Here is an 18021-nt window from a genome sequence, read left to right as displayed (position 1 = left end):
AATGCCCGATTGAGGTCATGACAGAGGTAGTGGCGTTGCAGCATGATGCACCTGCTTCAATCCAGTAACCGTGTTGCACTCAGCTTCTGCAACCGCCGGCAATATCCGCCGAAAAGTTGGAAAGGCGTATAAACGAATCGTCTAGCCTGGCCAGCATCTCATTAAAGGAGCTTACTAATTCTTGAAGTTCAGAAGGGATGGAGTCCAGTGGGATACGGTCTTTCAAGGACTTTGCTGATATCGATGCTGCCACTGCGGTAACTTGTCGTATCGGTCGCAAGCCACTTCTGACAACCACGACGCCCAAGGCGCCGCTTGCAATGGCGCTGATCGCCAAGCCTATCCAAAACCAACGTTCTAGCGTCACGAAAAAGTGAGAGTGGCTGGTGACATCCAATATCAGGACGGCCGTTGCCGAGCTAGGCCCCGACTGTGGGCCAACCCGAGCAGTCATACCCCTATACAGCCGCCCATGGTTCTCCCACTCCCACATGCCGGCACTTTCCTGCGAAAATTGAGACGGCAAATTAGCAATGGTTGAATTCGAGAAAAGTACATTGCCCTCCGTCGTGGTAATGATCGATTCGAGTTCATGGTGCGCGCCAAGTAAGGCATTCAGCTCCAAGCGAATGTGACTGCTCTCCAGATTGGCATTCGAGGACATAAGGATTTGCTGAATGGAGTTGAGCTTTTCGGTGATCGTCTGCTGATCCTGCATCCAGAAGTGCCGACGACTCAACTCACTGAAGCTCACTCCAGCAACGGTCAGGACGGACACCACAGCAAGCATGAACATCAGGCTCATGCGAGCAGTTAGCGATAGTCGCTTCATTTCTGCTCGGGCTCTTCGAGCATGTACCCCATTCCCCTAATCGTATGGATCAGCTTGGGCTCGAAGTCATCGTCGATCTTGGCCCTCAGCCGCCGTACTGCCACCTCGATAACGTTCGTATCGCTATCAAAGTTCATGTCCCATACCTGAGAGGCAATCAGTGATTTCGGTAGAACCTCCCCGCGTCTCCGCATCAACAGCTCAAGCAGCGAGAATTCCTTTGCCGTCAGGTCAATGCGCACCCCGCCTCGCACTGCCCGGCGCTTGAGCAGGTCCACTTCGAGATTCGCAATTTTTAGGGTCATCAGGGTTGGAGCTGTTGTCGCGCGCCGTAGTAGCGTGCGTACGCGCGCCAAGAGCTCGGCAAATGCGAAAGGCTTGACCAGGTAATCATCTGCTCCCAACTCAAGTCCCTTAACGCGATCATCCACGCCGTCGCGTGCGGTCAGGAACAACACCGGAACATCCTTGCCGGCGGCCCGCACCATGCGCAGTACTTCCCACCCGCTCAGACCAGGCATCATCACGTCCAGTATGAGCAGGTCATACGACTCGCTGAGTGCATGCTGGAGCGCTTCAGTACCCGAATTGACCAGGTCGACATTGAAGCTGGCCTCGCTCAGTCCTTGCTTCAAGTACAAGCCGATCTTGGGTTCGTCTTCAGCGACAAGAAGTCTCATTTTTCTGCCCCATAGCCGAACAATGCTGTGAGTGTGCCGCTACTGGTTGCCACCAACCAGATCCTTACAAAAATGTAATCTTGGCATAAGCCGACGGTCAGGCAGGTAGCGCTATGGTTGAGACGACTTCTAGAGCGAGTACTTCGTTTGGACGATCTGAACACGCGAGGTGTGACGATTGGCACGATCCCCTTAAGGCCTTACCAATGCTCCTTTGGCCAATCGGCGCCGCCTTGGCGCCGATTTTTTAGCAATCAGTACGCGCTCAAGAGCTGATGCCAAGAGCATAATTTTTTAACTGAGCTGGCCTGGAATTAAACTTCTATTGAGAGGTGTTCTATGGGTACTAAATTTTGGAATTTCCTAGTTGCGGGGATTTTACTCTTTCTCTCTGCAGTTTCGATGGCCAGTGAAAAGGCAGTGAATTTCGATTTTGGAAGTCGCAGCGCGCCGGAGAAAGCAGATCGGACAGTTGAGATTAAGATTGGGGATCTCTACTTCGAGCCTTCTCGTATAGATGTAAAAAATGGCGAGACCATTCGATTTGTATTGAAAAACGAAGGGCTGGTTCTTCATGAGTTCAATCTGGGCAAGGCAGCGGCGCACGTGCAGCACCAGAAGGAAATGGTGGAGATGTTCAAGAGTGGCTATTTAACGGCAATGAAAGTTAACGACGCCGAGCACGATATGGCGGGTATGGAAGGTGACATGCATGGCATGAGCATGCCCAGCATGAACCACAATGACGCCAACAGCGTTTTAATTGAACCAGGTCAAACCAAGGAACTGGTTTGGACATTTAGTAAAACATCGGGGCTGCAATTTGCGTGCAACGTTCCAGGGCATTACCAGAAAGGGATGGTAGGGCAGATTGCCATAAACTAGTGGATGGCGAGGTTGCGCTGCAGGCTTGTGGGTAGGGAGTAGAGCTCCCGCCGGCGGCTAACAGCGATGCTGGCCGCGTGCGGCTACGCCCTGCGAGCCCCGGCAGGTAGCGGCAAGGCTGATCCTTACAGAAATGTAATCATCGCGACTGCCTAAATATGGCAAATTTTTCAAGGACATCTGAGCCTCTGATCGTCAGGCTCGAAATGAAGTCCACTTCATAATGGCTCGAAAATGGCCCCAGAAATTGGTTCCTAAGAGCTCTCTTCAAGCAGGGTCGTAGTGGAATGCAGAACAAAACGTCAAGACGGACTTTCGTTAAGGGCCTTGCGGCGACAGGCATTCTCGGTGGTCTCGGTTTGTGGCGCACCCCCGTCTGGGCCCTTACCAGCCCGACTCAACCGGCCGTGCTTGCCGGTACCGAGTTCGACCTGTTCATTGGTGAAACTTCAGTCAATCTGACTGGCGCAGTTCGTACAGCAATGACCATCAATGGATCGCTTCCTGGGCCAACTTTGCGTTGGCGCGAAGGTGACACGATTACACTCCGCGTTCGTAATCGCCTGAAGGAAGATACCTCCATTCATTGGCATGGAATAATTCTCCCAGCCAACATGGATGGTGTGCCGGGTTTAAGTTTCCAGGGAATTGCTCCCGATGGCATGTACGAATATAAATTCAAGGTCAATCAGCATGGTACCTACTGGTACCATAGCCACTCTGGCTTCCAGGAGCAGCTTGGCGTTTTCGGGCCGTTAATTATCGACCCCAAAGAGCCAGAGAAAATTTCTTGCGACCGTGATTATGTCGTCATGCTGAGCGATTGGTCGGATGAGAATCCCAGTCGTGTCCTTGCCAAGCTGAAGAAAGACTCTGGTTATTACAACTTTCATAAACGCACTGTCGGGGATTTCATTGATGATGTAAGCGAGAAGGGTTGGTCGAAAACTGTCGCCGACCGAAAAATGTGGGCTGAAATGAAGATGAGCCCAACCGATCTCGCCGACGTAAGTGGTTATACCTACACCTATCTCGTCAACGGTCACGCACCTGATACCAATTGGACCGGCATTTTCAAGCCCGGAGAAAAGGTCCGACTGCGCTTCATCAACGCCTCTGCAATGACCTACTTCGATGTTCGGATTCCCGGACTGAAGATGACAGTAGTGGCTGCAGATGGGCAGCCAGTCCAGCCGGTAAGTGTTGATGAGTTCCGCATTGCCGTTGCTGAAACCTATGACGTCATTGTCGAGCCGACAGACCAGGCCGCATACACCATCTTTGCTCAATCGATGGACCGTACCGGCTACGCCCGAGGCACGCTTGCGGTAAAGGAAGGAATCAGTGCGACAGTTCCGGCGCTAGATCCCCGCCCACAAATCACCATGGACGATATGGGGATGGGAGGCATGGACCATGGAAGCATGGCGGGCATGGATATGTCCGGGATGGACCACGGCGGCATGGCGGGTATGGATATGTCCAGCATGGACCACGGCGACATGGGTGGCATGGATCACAGCCAGATGCAGGGGATGGGCGCACAGATGCAATCCCACCCTGCGTCCGAGGCCGATAATCCCTTGGTCGACATGCAGACCATGACCCCTACGGCGAAGCTCAACGATCCGGGTATTGGCTTGCGTAACAATGGCCGGCGTGTGCTGACCTACGCCGATCTCAAGAGCACATTCGAAGATCCTGACGGACGAGTCCCATCCCGAACCATCGAGCTACACCTGACCGGCCACATGGAGAAGTTCTCCTGGTCGTTCGATGGCATTGAGTTCGCTGATGCCAAGCCGCTACTCCTCAAGTATGGCGAGCGTGTTCGTATCACCCTGGTTAACGACACCATGATGACGCACCCCATCCATTTGCATGGCATGTGGAGTGATTTGGAGGATGAACAGGGCAACTTCATGGTGAGAAAGCACACCATCGACATGCCGCCGGGCTCGAAGCGCAGCTATCGCGTGACGGCTGATGCGCTTGGTCGATGGGCCTATCACTGCCACCTGATGTATCACATGGAACTGGGCATGTTCCGTGAAGTGCGAGTGCAGGAATAGGAGAACAGCATGGACCTCGAACAGACCCGTCACTCCGTTTTAGCCAGCATCGCAGTCCTTGGGGTGAGTTTGCTCCCTTTGGCGGGTGCCCACGCTGAAGAGCCGATGCAAGGCATGGATGGCTCCCAGATGCAGGGCATGGATCACTCCCAGATGCAGGGTATGGATCATTCCCAGATGCAGGGTATGGATCATTCCCAGATGCAGGGYATGGATCATTCCCAGATGCAGGGTATGGACCACTCCCAGATGCAGGGCATGGATCATTCCCAGATGCAGGATGCGGACTACTCCGATATGCAAGGAATGCAACCGGCTGCACCAACGGAAAGCCGCACGCCAATTCCTGTATTGACCGATGCTGATCGTGCCGCTGTGTACAAGGGCAGCATGGACCACCATATGGGACAAGCACTCAATTCCCTATTCGTCATTGATAAGTTGGAGTGGCAGGACGCCGATCAAGGTAGTGCCCTCAGTTGGGAGGCCAACGGCTGGGTCGGTGGCAATATTGATCGCCTGTGGTTGCGCTCCGAAGGGGAGCGACTCAATGGGGTTACCGAGAACGCTGAGCTGCAGGCCCTGTGGGGGCACTCCATCGGTCCGTGGTGGGACGTAGTTGGCGGCGTGCGGCAGGACTTCAAACCTGGCTCGCCACAAACCTGGGCAGCCGTTGGCGTCCAGGGGATGGCCCTGTATGACTTCGAAACCCAGGCAACTGCCTTCCTGGGGGAAGGTGGCCAAAGCGCTCTGAGGCTCGAAGGAGATTACGACATCCTCTTGACCAATCGCTTGATCCTTCAGCCGACCGCCGAATTGAACCTCTACGGCCGGAATGACCCGCAACGTGGTAACGGGTCAGGTATCTCTAACTCAGAAATCGGGCTGCGGCTTCGTTACGAGGTCGTCCGGGAGTTCGCGCCCTACATAGGCGTTACTTGGAACCACCTCTACGGAAAAACAGCGGACTACGCCCGCGAAGAGGGGGAGGACGCCAGCGAGGCACGCCTGGTCCTCGGTGTACGTATGTGGTTCTAACTGGCTATTTCACCCCTTCCGTGTTTCTTCCTAAATAAACATAGCGGTTTTAGCCGCGAGGAGTCTTGCATGCAAAATCTCAAAACGTTCGCCGTCATGGCTGCGCTCGGGGCGGGAGTGCTGCTGAGTACGGCAGCCCAGGCACACCCCAAGCTGCTCTCCTCCTCGCCCGCTGAGGGAAGTGTCGTCGAGGCTCCGGGCAAGATCGAATTGCACTTCTCAGAAACGCTGCTGACTCAACTCTCTGGCGCCAAGCTTGTCATGACTGAAATGCCAGGCATGTCTCACTCCTCCCCCATGGGCGTGAAAGCAGCTGTCTCGGGCGGCACCGATCCGAAAGTGATGCTCATCACGCCGGCAGCTCCTCTCACCACCGGTACTTATAAGGTCCAATGGCGGGCCGTTTCTTCTGATACGCACCCGATTACTGGCGCTGTTACCTTCAAGGTGAAGTAAGTCATGGGCGACCCCGTCACTATCGCTCTACGCTTCGCCCTGTATGTTGATCTGATTATGCTTTTCGGTTTGGCGTTGTTCGGCCTGTACAGCCTTAAGGGACAAGAGCGGGTCAGCGGGGCGGTATTCAACTTCGAGTCGATATTGGTGTGGGCCGCCTTGATCGGTATCTTGCTATCTGTAGCTGCAATGCTTCAGATGGCTAAGGTGATGAGCGGTGTTTCCAGTTTCTTCGAAATACATCGCCATATTTTAGAGATGATCTTAGCGGGCACCGATGTCGGGTTGACTTGGATAGTCAGGGTCGCGGCCTTGGTATTGGCAGCGATCGCTGCCCTGTTCAACAGGCGCGCGCCAACATTGAGTCTGCTGGCAGTATCCGCACTAGGTGCTATCGCCCTTGCTAGCTTGGCCTGGACAGGGCACGGCGCTATGGATGAGGGTATCTTGCGCTATGTGCATTTTACCAGCGACATTGCCCACCTTCTCGGTGCAGGGGGATGGCTGGGCGCCTTGGTAGCCTTCGTATTGCTACTCCGCTCCAAGAAGCTTGAAGGTGAGCAGCATCTCCGCTTGTTGTCGCGGACGCTCACAGGTTTCGAGAAGGCAGGAGCTCTGATCGTTATTAGCTTGACAGTTACTGGCATCGCTAATTATGTGCTAATAATTGGTCCGGAAATTGGTGGATTGGTAAAGAGCACGTACGGTTTATTGCTGACAATCAAGGTCGCGCTCTTTGTTGCGATGTTAGTGCTTGCTGCAGCAAACCGCTATCACCTCAGTCCTTTGCTAGATCGGTCGTTGCAGACTGGTAGTTATGCTCCTGCAATTAATGCGCTACAGCGCAGTATCATTCTTGAGTTCGCAGTGGCGATTGTCATTGTCAGTCTCGTAGCTTGGTTCGGAACACTGAGCCCTGAAATGGACATGGCTATCGAATGATATTGAATTTACTTTCTGCAAGCGTGACTCAGCAATTCCGCGAGACTCGCACTGATCGTCTGAGTGGGTTGAAAATTGCCAAAATGTAATTTTGGCCTCAGCTTCCCAACAGTATGCCCTGGCTACTATGTCCTTGAGCATAATGCTCAAGCCGTCAAATGACGGATGAATATTAGCAAGGACCAATATATGAACTCATTCAAAACTCTTGTGGCAATTGTTGTTTTTGCTGCTTCTTCTCTAGCCATGGCCGAGAGTGGTGGGGATCGCACGTTTGCCAAGATGGAAAAAATCCGCCAATCCTTCGTTGAAAACTCTCTAGTTAATAAAGAGCAGAAGGCATCTTCTCCCGTAGCAGAGTCCGATTTAAAGGGAAATGAACACAGCAAGTGCTAGGCACTTCGTTGTCTCGCTGCTTCCTCACGCCCGTCGAGCACTGATGGGCAAATGCGTCCATGTGCCGATGGGGTCGTGAGGATAAGCTCTACGGCGATGCAGCCAAAGAAAGTTGCCATACGTATGTAACGGTGTCTAAACCGACAGGCATCCCGATGCTGCCGGGTGCCCCTTGATACGTACCATTTTGGTGGTCGATCCCGTGCTTAAAAAGTTTGGTAGGGTTTACCACCGAGCTACGGGATCGGCGAAGCAGGGATAGTCAGAATAGGAGCCTGAAAGCGGGCCTAAATAAACGTCCCTTCGTGGACCAAGCTGTGTAAAAACACAGCGAGCACTGGATAGGCCGGACATGGATTGATTTTAACGATATCCAGCGGCCTCTTGGAGGCCTGGTGTGTCCATCATGGGCATTCAGTTGATTTGGCAAGTGCTGCTTCCACGATTCTGTGCGACGCGTTCGGAAGGCTGCCAATGGGGTTTCAGGCCTTCATTGCCGCTATCAGCGCACTATTGCCCAGCAGGTTCAGCACCCGTTTGAAGTTGTAGGCGAGCACATGCAGGCTCATTTCCGTGCTCACGCGGTTGAGCGTCTTGGTGAGGAAATGGGTGGCGTCCATCCAGGCCTTCAATGTGCCGAAAGGATGCTCCACTGTCTGGCGGCGGATGCGCATCATCTCCGGTAACTGATCCAGGCGGGACTGAATCGCGTCGATCACCGACTCGTGTTCCCAGCGACTCACTCGCCGCAGCGCACTCGGTGTGCACTGATCTTTCAACGCACAGCCTTGGCGATTCGAACTCTAGGAACGGTGCAGCTTCAGGCCTTTCTCAACTGCCGGCAGACAACACGAATGGCTTTGCCGTTGTCCTTGCGGAAGTTGGCGATGGTCTTGACGTCCGGCATCAGGCGTCCGGTCAGCCACATCAACTCGACGTTGCTTTGTGCTTCACGCTCGAGGCGGCGACTCGACTGGATGCGGTTGAGGTAACCGTAGATGTAGATCTTCAGCAGGACGGCCGGGTGATACGCAGGGCGGCCAGTTTTGGCGGGAATCACGTGGCCGAAGCCCATCCGCCCAAGATCGAGTTCATCGACGAACACATCGACTATTCGCACCGGATTGGGGGCCGCGACGTAATCATCCAGGCTCTCGGGCAGCAGTGTGCATTGACCTCGATGCTCGCCGTGGATGAAACGCTTCTTGGACTGCCCCGCTATGACTGCCGACGGCAGGACAGCAAGAGCACCAGCCACGTTTTTTACACGGCCTGGGCCAGAAGCGGACGGCGAAAGTTTAGCCCGCAAGCTTTTTCGTAGCGGTGTTTCATCCGCGAGGACGGAACTGTGATTCTTCAACCGAGATTTCTCTTGAGCGCCGCCGGATTCTGAAATGGACGCATGAAAGCGACCTACCATCCGAGTAGGTGCCTGCAACTGCCGATGCGACACAATGCGCCAGAGCGACTCAAGCGACTACGTATTGCCTCGGAAACGGGTTTGAAAGAGATGCATGGGGCGTCTGCGGGTCCTAGATCTTGATGGTGCCGGTCACCAAGCCATAGATCCCGCCGAGAGCGGCAGCAATCGTCACTACGAATATCATCAACTCGACACCGGAGAACAGCCGAGCGTTCTGCTCCTTCCTGGCCCAGAAATAAAGCACCGTACCGGCCAGGCAGAGCACTGCCATCAGCAGAACATATTCGAGCCCGGCAGCCACGAACATGAACAGGGTGTAGATAACGGCGAGCGCACCGATCACCAGGTCGCGGCCTCGCTCGCCGGAAGCGTGCTCGTAGCCTTCGCCGCCGCGCGCCACCTGTACGCCGTAGATGGCAACCAGCAGGTACGGCAGCAGTGCAGTGACACTGGTCATGTCCAGCATGAGGTTGAAGGCATCGCGCGACCAGAATGTCGAAATGACGAAGCAGGAAACCACCCCGTTGGTGAGCCAGAGGGCGTTGGCCGGAACCGCGTTGGCGTTCTGCGTCCCGAAGACCCTGGGCATGTCTTTTGAACCTGCGGCGGCGAACAGCACTTCAGCACAGATAAGCGACCAGGCGAGGTAGGCGCCGAGGACCGAAACCAGGACGCTGATCGAGATGAACACCGCCCCCCAGTGGCCGACGACCAGCTCCAGGGCCCCCGCCAACGAAGGGTTGGAGACCCCTGCGATGACCGCCCGTGGCGCTACGGCGTATGGCAGGAGGGTTACCGCCACCATCAGGCCGGTAACGGCGACGAACCCCAGGATGGTGGCGCGACCAACGTCCGAGCGAGTCCGCGCATAGCGCGAGTAGACGCTGGCCCCTTCGATGCCGATGAACACAAAGACGGTGATCAGCATCGTGTCCCGCACTTGCTGCAGGAGGGGCTTCTCCGGCATGCCGGTGCCACCGAAGAAGTTCTCGGCGAATTGATCGTAGTGAAAGAAGAAGATGAACGAAAGGATGGCCACTAAGATGGGCACGATCTTCGCGATGGTCACCACGGTGTTGATGTAGGCGGCCTGCTCGACCCCACGCAGGATGAGGAAGTGAAACAGCCAGATGCCGACCAGCGAGACGGCGATGGCCGGGGCGCTGCTGCCATCGCCGAAGACTTCGGGAAAAAAGCGCCCGAGCGTCGAGCCGATCAGCACCCAGTAGAAGACATTGCCCAGGCAACTGCCCAGCCAGTAGCCGAATGCCGACAGAAAGCCTACGTAGTCGCCGAACCCGGCCTTGGCGTAGGCGAAGACGCCGGAGTCGATGTCCGGGCGCTTCGCGGCCAGGGTCTGGAACACCCGAGCCAGCATGTACATTCCGGTGCCGGCGATCGCCCAGGCGATGATGGCGCCGAAAGGACCGGTCGCGGTGGCGAAGCGTCCCGGCAGGTTGAAGATGCCAGCACCGACCATGGAGCCGACAACCATCGCGAAAAGCGCAAGCAGAGAGAGCTTGGTGGCGGGGCGTTCACTCACGTTGATCTCCAATGTCCTTGGCTACCAGAGTAAAGGCTTACGGAAGCTGAGCGACGCAGGTCGCTAGGCCGGCGCAGAGTATAGTCACAGACTTAACACGCAGCGGGCATGAGGCAGATGCTGCCAAGCCCTCTCCGTTTAAACTGGGCTAGGCGTGTTGCTTTCACGGATTGAACCCACAGGCTTGCTCTGCCGGTCGCCTCTTCGCGAGGCTGTCAACACGAATGCGGTTGGCTGATCAAATCGGATGCAATCGCTGGTCATGTGAGGTGCTATTTCGCAGCCTGCTAGCGTGGTCGTTTGCCAGTGCCGGCGAATGCCAATCTATTGTGCTTGTTGGCTCGCGATCCAATGATGGGCTGTTGATCTGGTGTCCACTGCATATTGTGCTCCTTAGAGGTACTTCTTGAAGCTGGCAGCTGTGATGCTGACCGAAACACCCAGCAGCGATGCACAGGGCAGCAGGACCAGGAGAGGGCTGATGCTAATCGGTATGGCGAGATACAGCGTCCAGGGCAGGATCGCCAAGGGAAGCATCGTGCTTCTGGCCTTGTGGTACAGGTAGCTGGACTCCCGGCCGGCGCCGAACTTACGCAGGTCGCGCCGGACCAGTCCGTCGACTAGACCGGTGAAGGCCGCCATGGCGAAGAGCGGGATCGTCAGCACCAGGACCACTGTCCTGACGCAGAAGGTCAGAATTGTGAAGAGTGCGGCCAGGGCATAGGTCTGCACGGTGGACACTCCCTGGGCGGCGAGGTAGCGGACGTCGAATTCCGATCTGGGGCCTGCCTGCGCCACCGAGGACATCCCTTGCATCCAGTCAAAGAGGCCGGTTTTCACGATCAGCCACTCGTAGATCAGGCCCACGATCCATTTCGCCGTGTGGCCGGGTTCCTGGACCAGAACGCTGTGCAGAAGTCCCTGGGACAGCCATCCCAGCTCGTAATTGAGCATTTCCTGGGCATGCTGCCAGCCAGCCTCTGGCCAGAAGAAGTAGAGGCAGAGCCACTCCACTACCACCGCTGCCAGCAACGAGCCGAAGAGCACGCCGGCGAGCTGGAAGGGGAGGCCAATGATCGTACGCAGGAGGGACTCTGGGCGCTCCTGCTGGGTCTGGGCTCGTTCAGCGATTTCAGCCATGGTTCATCTCTCAAGCCGCCTCGTCGCTGCCGCCCAGGTGACGGAAATCGTCGACCAGGTCGGCAGGGAGCCCATCGTTGATGTTCTGGTAGCCGGGGGCCTCCCACCATTCCCCGGAGTTGGATGTCGCTCCTTTGCGCATGCCTGCTGCCATTTCCTGCAGGTTCTTCGGTAAGACCTCGTCGGGATCGTTGGCAGGTAGTGGCATGCGGATCTTCCACAGGTTTCCGCCTTCGATGAGCGCAAAGCACTGTCCCTTTGGCAGGCCTACCACGTGTGCCGGCTCAATCATTGGCACGCTGGTCATCTGCACCTGGTCGTGGGTATTCGAGGTGAACGCCGTCTTGCCGTTGACCGAGTCGTTCGCACTGCTCGCCGGCGTGCTGTTGTAGATCTGCACCTTGGGCAACTGATTGGTCAGCAGCTCGGCCGTAGCTGTCTCACGAACCCGTAGCATGAACAGGTTGTTGAAGTTACCCACGACCTGGCCAGCTTTTGCCCGGGAGCCGATCTTGGCCTCGATGTCGCTCAGGGTCTGCGTATACGCGGTCACCTGGATGCCGGCTCCGCCTGCCTTGTTGACCATGGGGATGAACTCGTCGCCGATCAGCTCGTTGAACTCGTCGGCGTGAAGGTTGATACGCACCTTGCCTGCGGCCTGGCCGCCGGGAAGGCCATCGTCGAGACCATGTTTGTAGATGTGGCCGGCAACCGAGACCAGGTCGCTGAACATCGAGTTGCCGACGGCCGAGGACACCTCGGTATCCGACAGGGCGTCGAGCCCGATGTAGACGACAGCGCGCTTCCGGATGACCTGCATCCAGTCGAAGATTGGCCGCGAGTCGTTGAGGTCCAGGTAGTCGGGTGAGAGCAGCTCTGCGATCCGGCCGGTCGTGAGTTTCTCCAGGAGCGGCAAGAGCGACGCGACGATCTTGTCGAAGTAGGTTTTGTCGTAGCGCACTGCGCTGCGCAAGCCATCCATGACGGAGTCCGAGATGCGCTTCTGCGTAAGGTAGGCATCGATGGCCACCACCCGCAGCGGCCGGTCTTTCATTGCGAAGCTGAGAGTCTTCCGGTCGATCTTGCCCTCGATGGCCACGATGGCTTCCCAGGCCTTGAGATCGTGATCGGCGAAGTATTTCTGCGCGTACTCCACAAACAGTTCGTCGATGTTGATGACGTGCCGGCGGATCTGCTCGTAGTCCGGACGCCTGCCCAGGGCGACCAAGGACTGGGCGATGATGTTGACGAATCGCCAGGCAAATTCTCGGAATGCCGCGCTGTTCCCCTCGCCAGACAGTTGCCCGGCGATGCGAGTCGCCACTTCGCTAATGCGGCCAAACCGCCCGACAGCATTGTAGCGGGCGGAGATGTCGGGCCAGCCCAGATGGAAGACGTAGAACTCATCCAGTCTTCCCGCACGGGCGCACTCGACGTACATGCGCTTGAGTAGATCGGCATCGCCCTTCGGATCGAAGACGATTACGACCTCGTGATCGGGCTGCTCGCTTTCGCGCCGACGTCGGTGGCCATGGTGAACGGTCTGGGTACGCCGCCCCATCTGGACGCGCCGGCGCCGGCGATGGGTTCGACGGATATCTTGGGTGATGAACAACTCGGCGAGTCGGGTCTTGCCCACCCGAGTTGTGCCCAGAACAAGCGTGTGGCCCGGCCGCTCCCCCAGCGCCAAGCTGACGTCGTGCTCCTCTGGCTCGATACCATGTAGCCGTGGCAGGCCTCCAACGGGTGGTAGAGGCCGCGCTGGGTTCCAGGATGAGTCCCACGATGTGGCCTTGGCCAGAACGCTCAGCGGGAATGGTGCGAACTCCAGTCGCTCCTCGAGGCGCCGCGCGCGCTGGTACAAGGGCGATGGCTCTACATAGGGGGCGAACTGAGGGAGGTAGGTATCAGCCAGGCGTTGCGTATGCTTTTGAGTCCAACGGAATCCCTTGCCGATAAACAAACGCTCGTTGCTGATGGGCATCTCGGCGCTGGTCATCGTGTAGTGCGGTAGTCGACGGATGTTCTTCTGGTAGCGAAGAACTCGAAGCGCTTGCATCAGCCGGATCGTTCCCAGGTAGGCGAACATCAGCGCAGCGATCAAGCCGAAGAGCGGCGTAAGGGCTAGTGCCCAGGGCGCTAGGACACAGAGCGCCGCGGCCATGTAGCTGATGGTGGTGGTGTATAGCTCCACAGGAGGGCGCAGTAGCGCATCCAGCGTATACGTGGCGGCCATGGCAATTAGCTCCCCGGAGACGTGATGCTTTGTTGAGGATCCTGCTGGTTTCCTGTTGCGAGCCGTTCGCGCAGACGCTGGAGCATGGCTAGGAGGTCGTCCTCGGTTCTCCAGGCAACGCGGCCGCCGAAAAGGGTGATGACGTGTTGCATCTGGTCGAGCATGAGGTCCTGGCGCCGCACGTCCTTCGGCAATTCGATCATCAGGGTCATGCGTGGAGAGTTGAGCGACGACAAGAGCGCCTCCTACTGCTGGACGGTGGTCGATGTGATGAGGACGGGGTAGTGGCGTAGGCCGAGTCGACCGGCGATGTCCGATCCCAGCGTGGGGAGCAGTTGTAGGCCCGGTCCCCACTTCCTCACTTCGGCCAGACGGCTCGGCCCGCTGACGTTTACTACCAGCCCTACCGCCTGCAGTTGTTGGAGCTGCTGCAGGTGCTGCTGCAGCCAGGTCCTGGAACGCTCATCGTCCCCAACCAGGAACAGGGGCTGGAGCCCTGGAGCGTTGATCACCCGGCCCTGAACTAGGCCGGGAGTCATCTCCGGCGTTACAACGGGAAAGGCTCCGCCCATTTGGACGCCCTGTAGTGGAGGGCGCTGGGCGTCAGCCGGATCAGGTACGAGGTCCTGGTAGTAGGGGAGGGCGGAAACACCACCATGATCCTCGAGGACAACCAGTTGGCCAGCGGATGCCAGGGTGTAAGGGAAGGTTAGGCTGAGCGCGACCAGGCAGCGCGCGAGCGGAAGCTTCATGGGTTGGTCACCAGGAGGTTGATGCCGGTTACTCGGCTGAGGTGGCGGGCGAACGACTCGCGATAGCGCGCAGCTGGTGCGCCACCGGCAGGCCGGTGGTAGCGACCGGCAGCGTCGATCCAACTGCCTCCCTTCGCTTTTTGCTCGCTGAGAATTTCGGCAGTAACAGCCAGGTTCTTGTAGGGGTCGAGGCCTTCGCAGGGGGAGCTGTAGCGATGGCCATTCGCGCCAATGTTGGTTTGCCCGAGTCCGACGTCGACACGAGCGGGGCCGGCTGTGACGAGAGCGATCATCAGCGCCTGGCAGGCATCTTTCCGCGTGGCGAACCGATAGCCGGCGCCGGCGACGTTCAGCGTCCAGGGCCATGGCACCAGTTGGTCGCGGATCCGCGCGCCACTCTCCTGCAGCGCGACGGAGTAGAGGACTACCGACGGTACGCCATGCGCGATCGCTATCGTCTGATAGGCCGGTGGTGGCTCTTCGGCGGCGCGGGCTGATACGCAGAGCTGCAGCGCAGTGACGAGGGCAAGGAAGCGGGTCACTGGCGTTGCCATTGTCCGTTGACCTTCATGACGGCAGCGGGCAGCTCACCTCCCAGGCTCAGGCCAAGCCAGCGGCCCTGGTCATGGTTGAGCGTGATCTGCCGGCTCTTCACATTTGCCGGCTCGATGCCGGCGAGGATCGCCCAGCGCCGGATTCGATCGTCATCGCCCTGGCTACCTACGAAATACAGGTCGAAGGAGCGTTTGGCGGTCTGCAGCGCGCGCACCTGGTCGATGCACGGAGCGCAATCGTCCTTCACAAAGACTGCCAGGCGCCCGCTGCTCTCCAGGGTTGCCTTGCCGGCCGCGCCGTTGCGGCTGGAGCTCGGGGAGATCTGGATGACCTTTTCACCCGGGTACATGCGGGTGTTGGCTTCGTCGTAGGCACGCTGGTACGCAAGCTCTTTTTCGACACGCTGTCGTTCTGCTTGCACCTGCAGTTGGGCATACCGTTGCCGCTCCGCGTCCGATTGCGCCTCGATGCCCAGCGCTGTCAGCGGGTCAAGGCCTGGGGAGTAGATTCCGCGGGGACCTTGCATCAGCAGCTGATATCGCTCGTATTCCTGCTCAGTGAGCCCCCATTCACGGGCCAACTGGTCTTGCTGGGCCTGCTGACCGAGGTTCTGTTCTGCTGTGTGTTGCCACTGCGAGGCGGCGGACTGGGAGCTTTGCTCGGCGCCCGACGTGCAGATGCTTGCCAGCATCAAGCACGCCGAGGCAGCTGCTATTGCGAAGTGATTGAGAGCTCGTTTATGCATGGTCGGACCTATGGCTGCAGGCTGATGGTCTTGGTTGTGCCGGCGGCGTCGAACCGAGCGGCTCGGTCGTCGAGAGAGTTGAGTCGCCAGGTAGTGCCGGCGACTGCGTCGCCGGGGCGAATCAGGTAGATCTGGCTCAACCGCGTGCTGCCCGGTGGGGCGACCGAGAGGAAGCGTTCGCCTCCTCGGTACTCGATGCCCACGATGTGGAACGGCGGAGGTTCCGGCGGAGAAGGTTTGGCTTTAGGAGGGGAGGGCTTAGCTTTCGCGACAGCGGGTTTCTTGGTTGGGGCCGGTGCTGAGGCCGGTTGGGCTTGCGGCCTCTTCAGCTCCTGGACGGAGTTGCTGAGTGTCTCCAGGTCGGCCTTCAGTAAAACGATGTCCCCTGCAGAGGCTGACGTCTGCGCGAGCTGGCTCACGTTGTCGGCTGCTTGTTTGGCATATGCCTGAGCCGCGTCTATCCGGTTGGATAGCGCCTGCTGGGCAGCTCGGAAATCCTCATCGCTGACCATGTGCTGGCCGGCGAAGGTGTCGACTCGCTCGTCGAGCTTGCCCACTCGGCTGAGAAGAGCGTTGATCGACGTTTTTTCGGCAGCACCTTCCAAGGAGCCTCGCATATTGACCAACTGGTACTGCTGGTAAGCCGCGAGGCCCCCGAGGGCAAGAAATCCTATCGTGATGAGCAGCGATGATCGGGTAGGGCGCAGGTTCATGGGTGTCCTCTCGAAGCCGGAAACACCCTCGCGCATCAGGGGGATGGCTGCAGCAAGAAATGCGTAGCCCACCCGCATGGATTTTTTCTGATGTTGGTTGACCTTAAGATGACCTTCTTGACGTGACGTTGGGACCGCGGCTCCTAGATTAGGAAGGGGAACTATCTTTAATATTCATTGAGGCCCATCTCAGTTTTTCTGTAGAGAAAAACTAGCTGGGGCATGTGGCAGAGGAGCTGGACAGTGGGAACTGTAATCACATTGGATGTCGGAGGGTTGGAACTCTGTTATTCCAAAAATCATGTTGGGATAAATCACGGCGCTCTATTTCAGGAGGTTGATAGAAAAAGAACTCGTGGTCGAAGTATTAGTGATTATGGTGCGCGAGATGGTCTGGAGGATGATTCTGCTGAGTTGGAGTGGGCGTTTAGACGAACTTTGAGGCACGTCAAGCCGAGGCTGGAGTTGCTCGGTTATACATTGATGCGAGCAAAGTTCGAGTACGAGAATTATCTTTCCTCTATAGTTGATTTGGATGAAGGGGAAGCCTCTCCGATGAGTTTTGAAGAACTCCTGGCTTTCATTAAGTCGCGGCCTCTTGAGACCTTTGAGGATATTTATGATGGAGGTGTGGATTTTGAGTGGATGAAGGGGAATTTATTGCATGATCCACGGCTGGAGAGAATTCCTACTATTGAGGGTTATGATAATAATTTTTATTCTGAGCTAAGTTATTTTCGGACGCTTATAGATTTTTTGCATCCTTATTTGTTTATGCGGATGCTTTGTGAGAACTCAGATAATCTTAGATGCGAGGTGGTTTGGGAATACGGCCCTTTGGTGGATGCTGGATGGGCAAGTGAAAGTGATTTCAATGCCGGGGTCGAAAGAGCAGATAAAATTCTAGTTGTCACAGAGGGAACGTCCGACGCGCTGATAATTTCCCAAGCGCTTAGTATCCTTAGGCCCGATGTGGCAGATTTTTTCAAATTTATTGATGCCGCAGGCCATCCCTTCTCTGGAACTGGAGGTTTGACAAAGTTTGCAGAAGGTCTAGTTAATATTGATGTTCAAAACCAGATTGTTTTTGTGTTCGATAATGATGCTGAAGGAGTGGAGGCTTATGGCAAGGTTGGAAGGCTAAAGCTCCCGAGTAATATGCGTAGGATGTGTTTGCCTGATCTTGTCGATTTTGAAGATTTCCCGGTGTTTGGGCCGGAAGGGGAGGGCATGGCTAATATTAATGGTAAGGCGGCTGCAATTGAGTGTTATTTGGATCTTGAGCTGCCGGGATATAATCCGGCTCGTGTTGCTTGGACTAATTATAAGCAGTCACTAAAGTTGTATCATGGTTCTTTGGATTTTAAGGAGTCGTATACAAGGGATTTTATGTCCCTTACTGCTGAGGAAATAAAAAGTAGAAATTACGACTTTCACAAAGTTGGCGCTGTGCTTGATGCATTGCAGAAAGAATGCGTTCTCATGGCGCAAGGACCAGTGCTGTGAGGCTATTAATCTCGCAACGGAGTGATTATAGAGGGAGCATCCCTTCGTTGGCTTACAGCCTTGCTTACGCGATAGAACTCGAATTCGTCCGCTGGCAGGCCTTTGAA

General features: G+C 56.6%; 17 protein-coding genes and 1 pseudogene. 7 read left to right on the top strand and 11 right to left on the bottom strand.

What is annotated here, in order from left to right; translation table 11 throughout:
* Window positions 1–79: 79 nt before the first annotated feature.
* Together A9513_RS34105 and A9513_RS34100 are read right to left on the bottom strand one after the other, a co-directional pair.
* Window positions 80–832 (bottom strand): HAMP domain-containing protein, encoded by a 753-nt coding sequence (locus tag A9513_RS34105; RefSeq protein WP_369690190.1) that lies wholly within the window; start codon window positions 830–832, stop codon window positions 80–82.
* Entirely contained in the window at window positions 829–1512 is a 684-nt protein-coding gene (locus A9513_RS34100) for a heavy metal response regulator transcription factor (RefSeq protein ID WP_043273903.1), read from the bottom strand. The genes A9513_RS34105 and A9513_RS34100 overlap by 4 nt, the downstream gene beginning before the upstream one ends.
* Window positions 1513–1851: 339 nt before the next feature.
* Here A9513_RS34100 and A9513_RS34095 point away from each other — a divergent pair, with 339 nt between their 5' ends.
* The 6 genes from A9513_RS34095 (at window position 1852) to A9513_RS35335 (ending at window position 7301) form a co-directional block, all read left to right on the top strand.
* Window positions 1852–2397, top strand: a complete 546-nt coding sequence (locus A9513_RS34095; protein ID WP_043273904.1) for a plastocyanin/azurin family copper-binding protein — start codon at window positions 1852–1854, stop codon at window positions 2395–2397.
* A 287-nt stretch (window positions 2398–2684) separates the two neighbouring features.
* Window positions 2685–4469 (top strand): copper resistance system multicopper oxidase, encoded by a 1785-nt coding sequence (locus tag A9513_RS34090; protein ID WP_043273905.1) that lies wholly within the window; start codon window positions 2685–2687, stop codon window positions 4467–4469.
* 129 nt (window positions 4470–4598) lie between these two features.
* Window positions 4599–5507: a copper resistance protein B gene (locus tag A9513_RS34085; RefSeq protein WP_051879443.1), complete on the top strand. Its 909-nt coding sequence runs from the start codon at window positions 4599–4601 to the stop codon at window positions 5505–5507.
* A gap of 69 nt (window positions 5508–5576) precedes the next feature.
* Window positions 5577–5963 (top strand): copper homeostasis periplasmic binding protein CopC, encoded by a 387-nt coding sequence (gene copC / locus A9513_RS34080; RefSeq protein ID WP_043273908.1) that lies wholly within the window; start codon window positions 5577–5579, stop codon window positions 5961–5963.
* Between the two features lie 3 nt (window positions 5964–5966).
* A complete protein-coding gene (gene copD / locus A9513_RS34075; RefSeq protein WP_043273910.1) occupies window positions 5967–6905 on the top strand; it encodes a copper homeostasis membrane protein CopD in 939 nt (312 codons plus the stop codon).
* A 189-nt stretch (window positions 6906–7094) separates the two neighbouring features.
* The gene (locus tag A9513_RS35335) at window positions 7095–7301 is read left to right on the top strand and encodes a co-regulatory protein PtrA N-terminal domain-containing protein (protein ID WP_081884768.1); all 207 of its coding nucleotides are present in this window, start codon (window positions 7095–7097) and stop codon (window positions 7299–7301) included.
* Window positions 7302–7783: 482 nt separating this feature from the next.
* On the opposite strand, the pseudogene A9513_RS34070 reads toward A9513_RS35335, so the two are convergent.
* The 9 genes and pseudogenes from A9513_RS34070 to A9513_RS34030 all read right to left on the bottom strand — a co-directional run bounded on the left by A9513_RS34070 (window position 7784) and on the right by A9513_RS34030 (window position 16408).
* Window positions 7784–8523: pseudogene (locus A9513_RS34070) on the bottom strand (transposase).
* A 310-nt stretch (window positions 8524–8833) separates the two neighbouring features.
* Window positions 8834–10267 (bottom strand): basic amino acid/polyamine antiporter, encoded by a 1434-nt coding sequence (locus tag A9513_RS34065; protein WP_043274007.1) that lies wholly within the window; start codon window positions 10265–10267, stop codon window positions 8834–8836.
* 393 nt (window positions 10268–10660) lie between these two features.
* The gene (locus A9513_RS34060; protein ID WP_043273911.1) at window positions 10661–11407 is read right to left on the bottom strand and encodes a TIGR03747 family integrating conjugative element membrane protein; all 747 of its coding nucleotides are present in this window, start codon (window positions 11405–11407) and stop codon (window positions 10661–10663) included.
* A gap of 10 nt (window positions 11408–11417) precedes the next feature.
* Window positions 11418–13643 (bottom strand): type IV conjugative transfer system coupling protein TraD, encoded by a 2226-nt coding sequence (traD, locus tag A9513_RS34055; RefSeq protein ID WP_043273912.1) that lies wholly within the window; start codon window positions 13641–13643, stop codon window positions 11418–11420.
* Window positions 13644–13648: 5 nt separating this feature from the next.
* The gene (locus A9513_RS34050) at window positions 13649–13879 is read right to left on the bottom strand and encodes a hypothetical protein (protein ID WP_141678572.1); all 231 of its coding nucleotides are present in this window, start codon (window positions 13877–13879) and stop codon (window positions 13649–13651) included.
* 9 nt (window positions 13880–13888) lie between these two features.
* On the bottom strand, window positions 13889–14395 hold the full coding sequence (locus tag A9513_RS34045; protein ID WP_043273914.1) for an integrating conjugative element protein: 507 nt from the start codon (window positions 14393–14395) through the stop codon (window positions 13889–13891).
* Window positions 14392–14949 (bottom strand): hypothetical protein, encoded by a 558-nt coding sequence (locus tag A9513_RS34040; RefSeq protein WP_043273916.1) that lies wholly within the window; start codon window positions 14947–14949, stop codon window positions 14392–14394. The genes A9513_RS34045 and A9513_RS34040 overlap by 4 nt, the downstream gene beginning before the upstream one ends.
* Window positions 14934–15641, bottom strand: coding sequence for a TIGR03759 family integrating conjugative element protein (locus A9513_RS34035; protein WP_081884769.1), 708 nt, complete (start codon window positions 15639–15641; stop codon window positions 14934–14936). Before A9513_RS34035 ends, A9513_RS34040 begins: the two co-directional genes overlap by 16 nt.
* A gap of 62 nt (window positions 15642–15703) precedes the next feature.
* Window positions 15704–16408, bottom strand: a complete 705-nt coding sequence (locus A9513_RS34030) for a hypothetical protein (RefSeq protein WP_051879444.1) — start codon at window positions 16406–16408, stop codon at window positions 15704–15706.
* A 243-nt stretch (window positions 16409–16651) separates the two neighbouring features.
* Between A9513_RS34030 and A9513_RS34025 the strand changes: the two genes are divergently transcribed.
* Entirely contained in the window at window positions 16652–17914 is a 1263-nt protein-coding gene (locus A9513_RS34025; protein ID WP_065327973.1) for a HEPN/Toprim-associated domain-containing protein, read from the top strand.
* The last annotated feature ends 107 nt before the right edge of the window (window positions 17915–18021 follow it).

Origin of the sequence: Pseudomonas sp. AU12215 (genome assembly GCF_001675465.2) — a bacterium.
Lineage (GTDB): Bacteria > Pseudomonadota > Gammaproteobacteria > Pseudomonadales > Pseudomonadaceae > Pseudomonas > Pseudomonas nitroreducens.
This window is presented reverse-complemented; position numbering and strand designations above follow the sequence as displayed.

Bases quoted from the DNA above. Each gene is read 5' to 3' on its own strand.
- A9513_RS34105 (WP_369690190.1), bottom strand. From the start codon at position 832: ATGAAGCGACTATCGCTAACTGCTCGCATGAGCCTGATGTTCATGCTT.
- A9513_RS34100 (WP_043273903.1), bottom strand. From the start codon at position 1,512: ATGAGACTTCTTGTCGCTGAAGACGAACCCAAGATCGGCTTGTACTTG.
- A9513_RS34095 (WP_043273904.1), top strand. From the start codon at position 1,852: ATGGGTACTAAATTTTGGAATTTCCTAGTTGCGGGGATTTTACTCTTT.
- A9513_RS34090 (WP_043273905.1), top strand. From the start codon at position 2,685: ATGCAGAACAAAACGTCAAGACGGACTTTCGTTAAGGGCCTTGCGGCG.
- copC (WP_043273908.1), top strand. From the start codon at position 5,577: ATGCAAAATCTCAAAACGTTCGCCGTCATGGCTGCGCTCGGGGCGGGA.
- copD (WP_043273910.1), top strand. From the start codon at position 5,967: ATGGGCGACCCCGTCACTATCGCTCTACGCTTCGCCCTGTATGTTGAT.
- A9513_RS35335 (WP_081884768.1), top strand. From the start codon at position 7,095: ATGAACTCATTCAAAACTCTTGTGGCAATTGTTGTTTTTGCTGCTTCT.
- A9513_RS34060 (WP_043273911.1), bottom strand. From the start codon at position 11,407: ATGGCTGAAATCGCTGAACGAGCCCAGACCCAGCAGGAGCGCCCAGAG.
- traD (WP_043273912.1), bottom strand. From the start codon at position 13,643: ATGGCCGCCACGTATACGCTGGATGCGCTACTGCGCCCTCCTGTGGAG.
- A9513_RS34045 (WP_043273914.1), bottom strand. From the start codon at position 14,395: ATGAAGCTTCCGCTCGCGCGCTGCCTGGTCGCGCTCAGCCTAACCTTC.
- A9513_RS34040 (WP_043273916.1), bottom strand. From the start codon at position 14,949: ATGGCAACGCCAGTGACCCGCTTCCTTGCCCTCGTCACTGCGCTGCAG.
- A9513_RS34035 (WP_081884769.1), bottom strand. From the start codon at position 15,641: ATGCTGGCAAGCATCTGCACGTCGGGCGCCGAGCAAAGCTCCCAGTCC.
- A9513_RS34030 (WP_051879444.1), bottom strand. From the start codon at position 16,408: ATGAACCTGCGCCCTACCCGATCATCGCTGCTCATCACGATAGGATTT.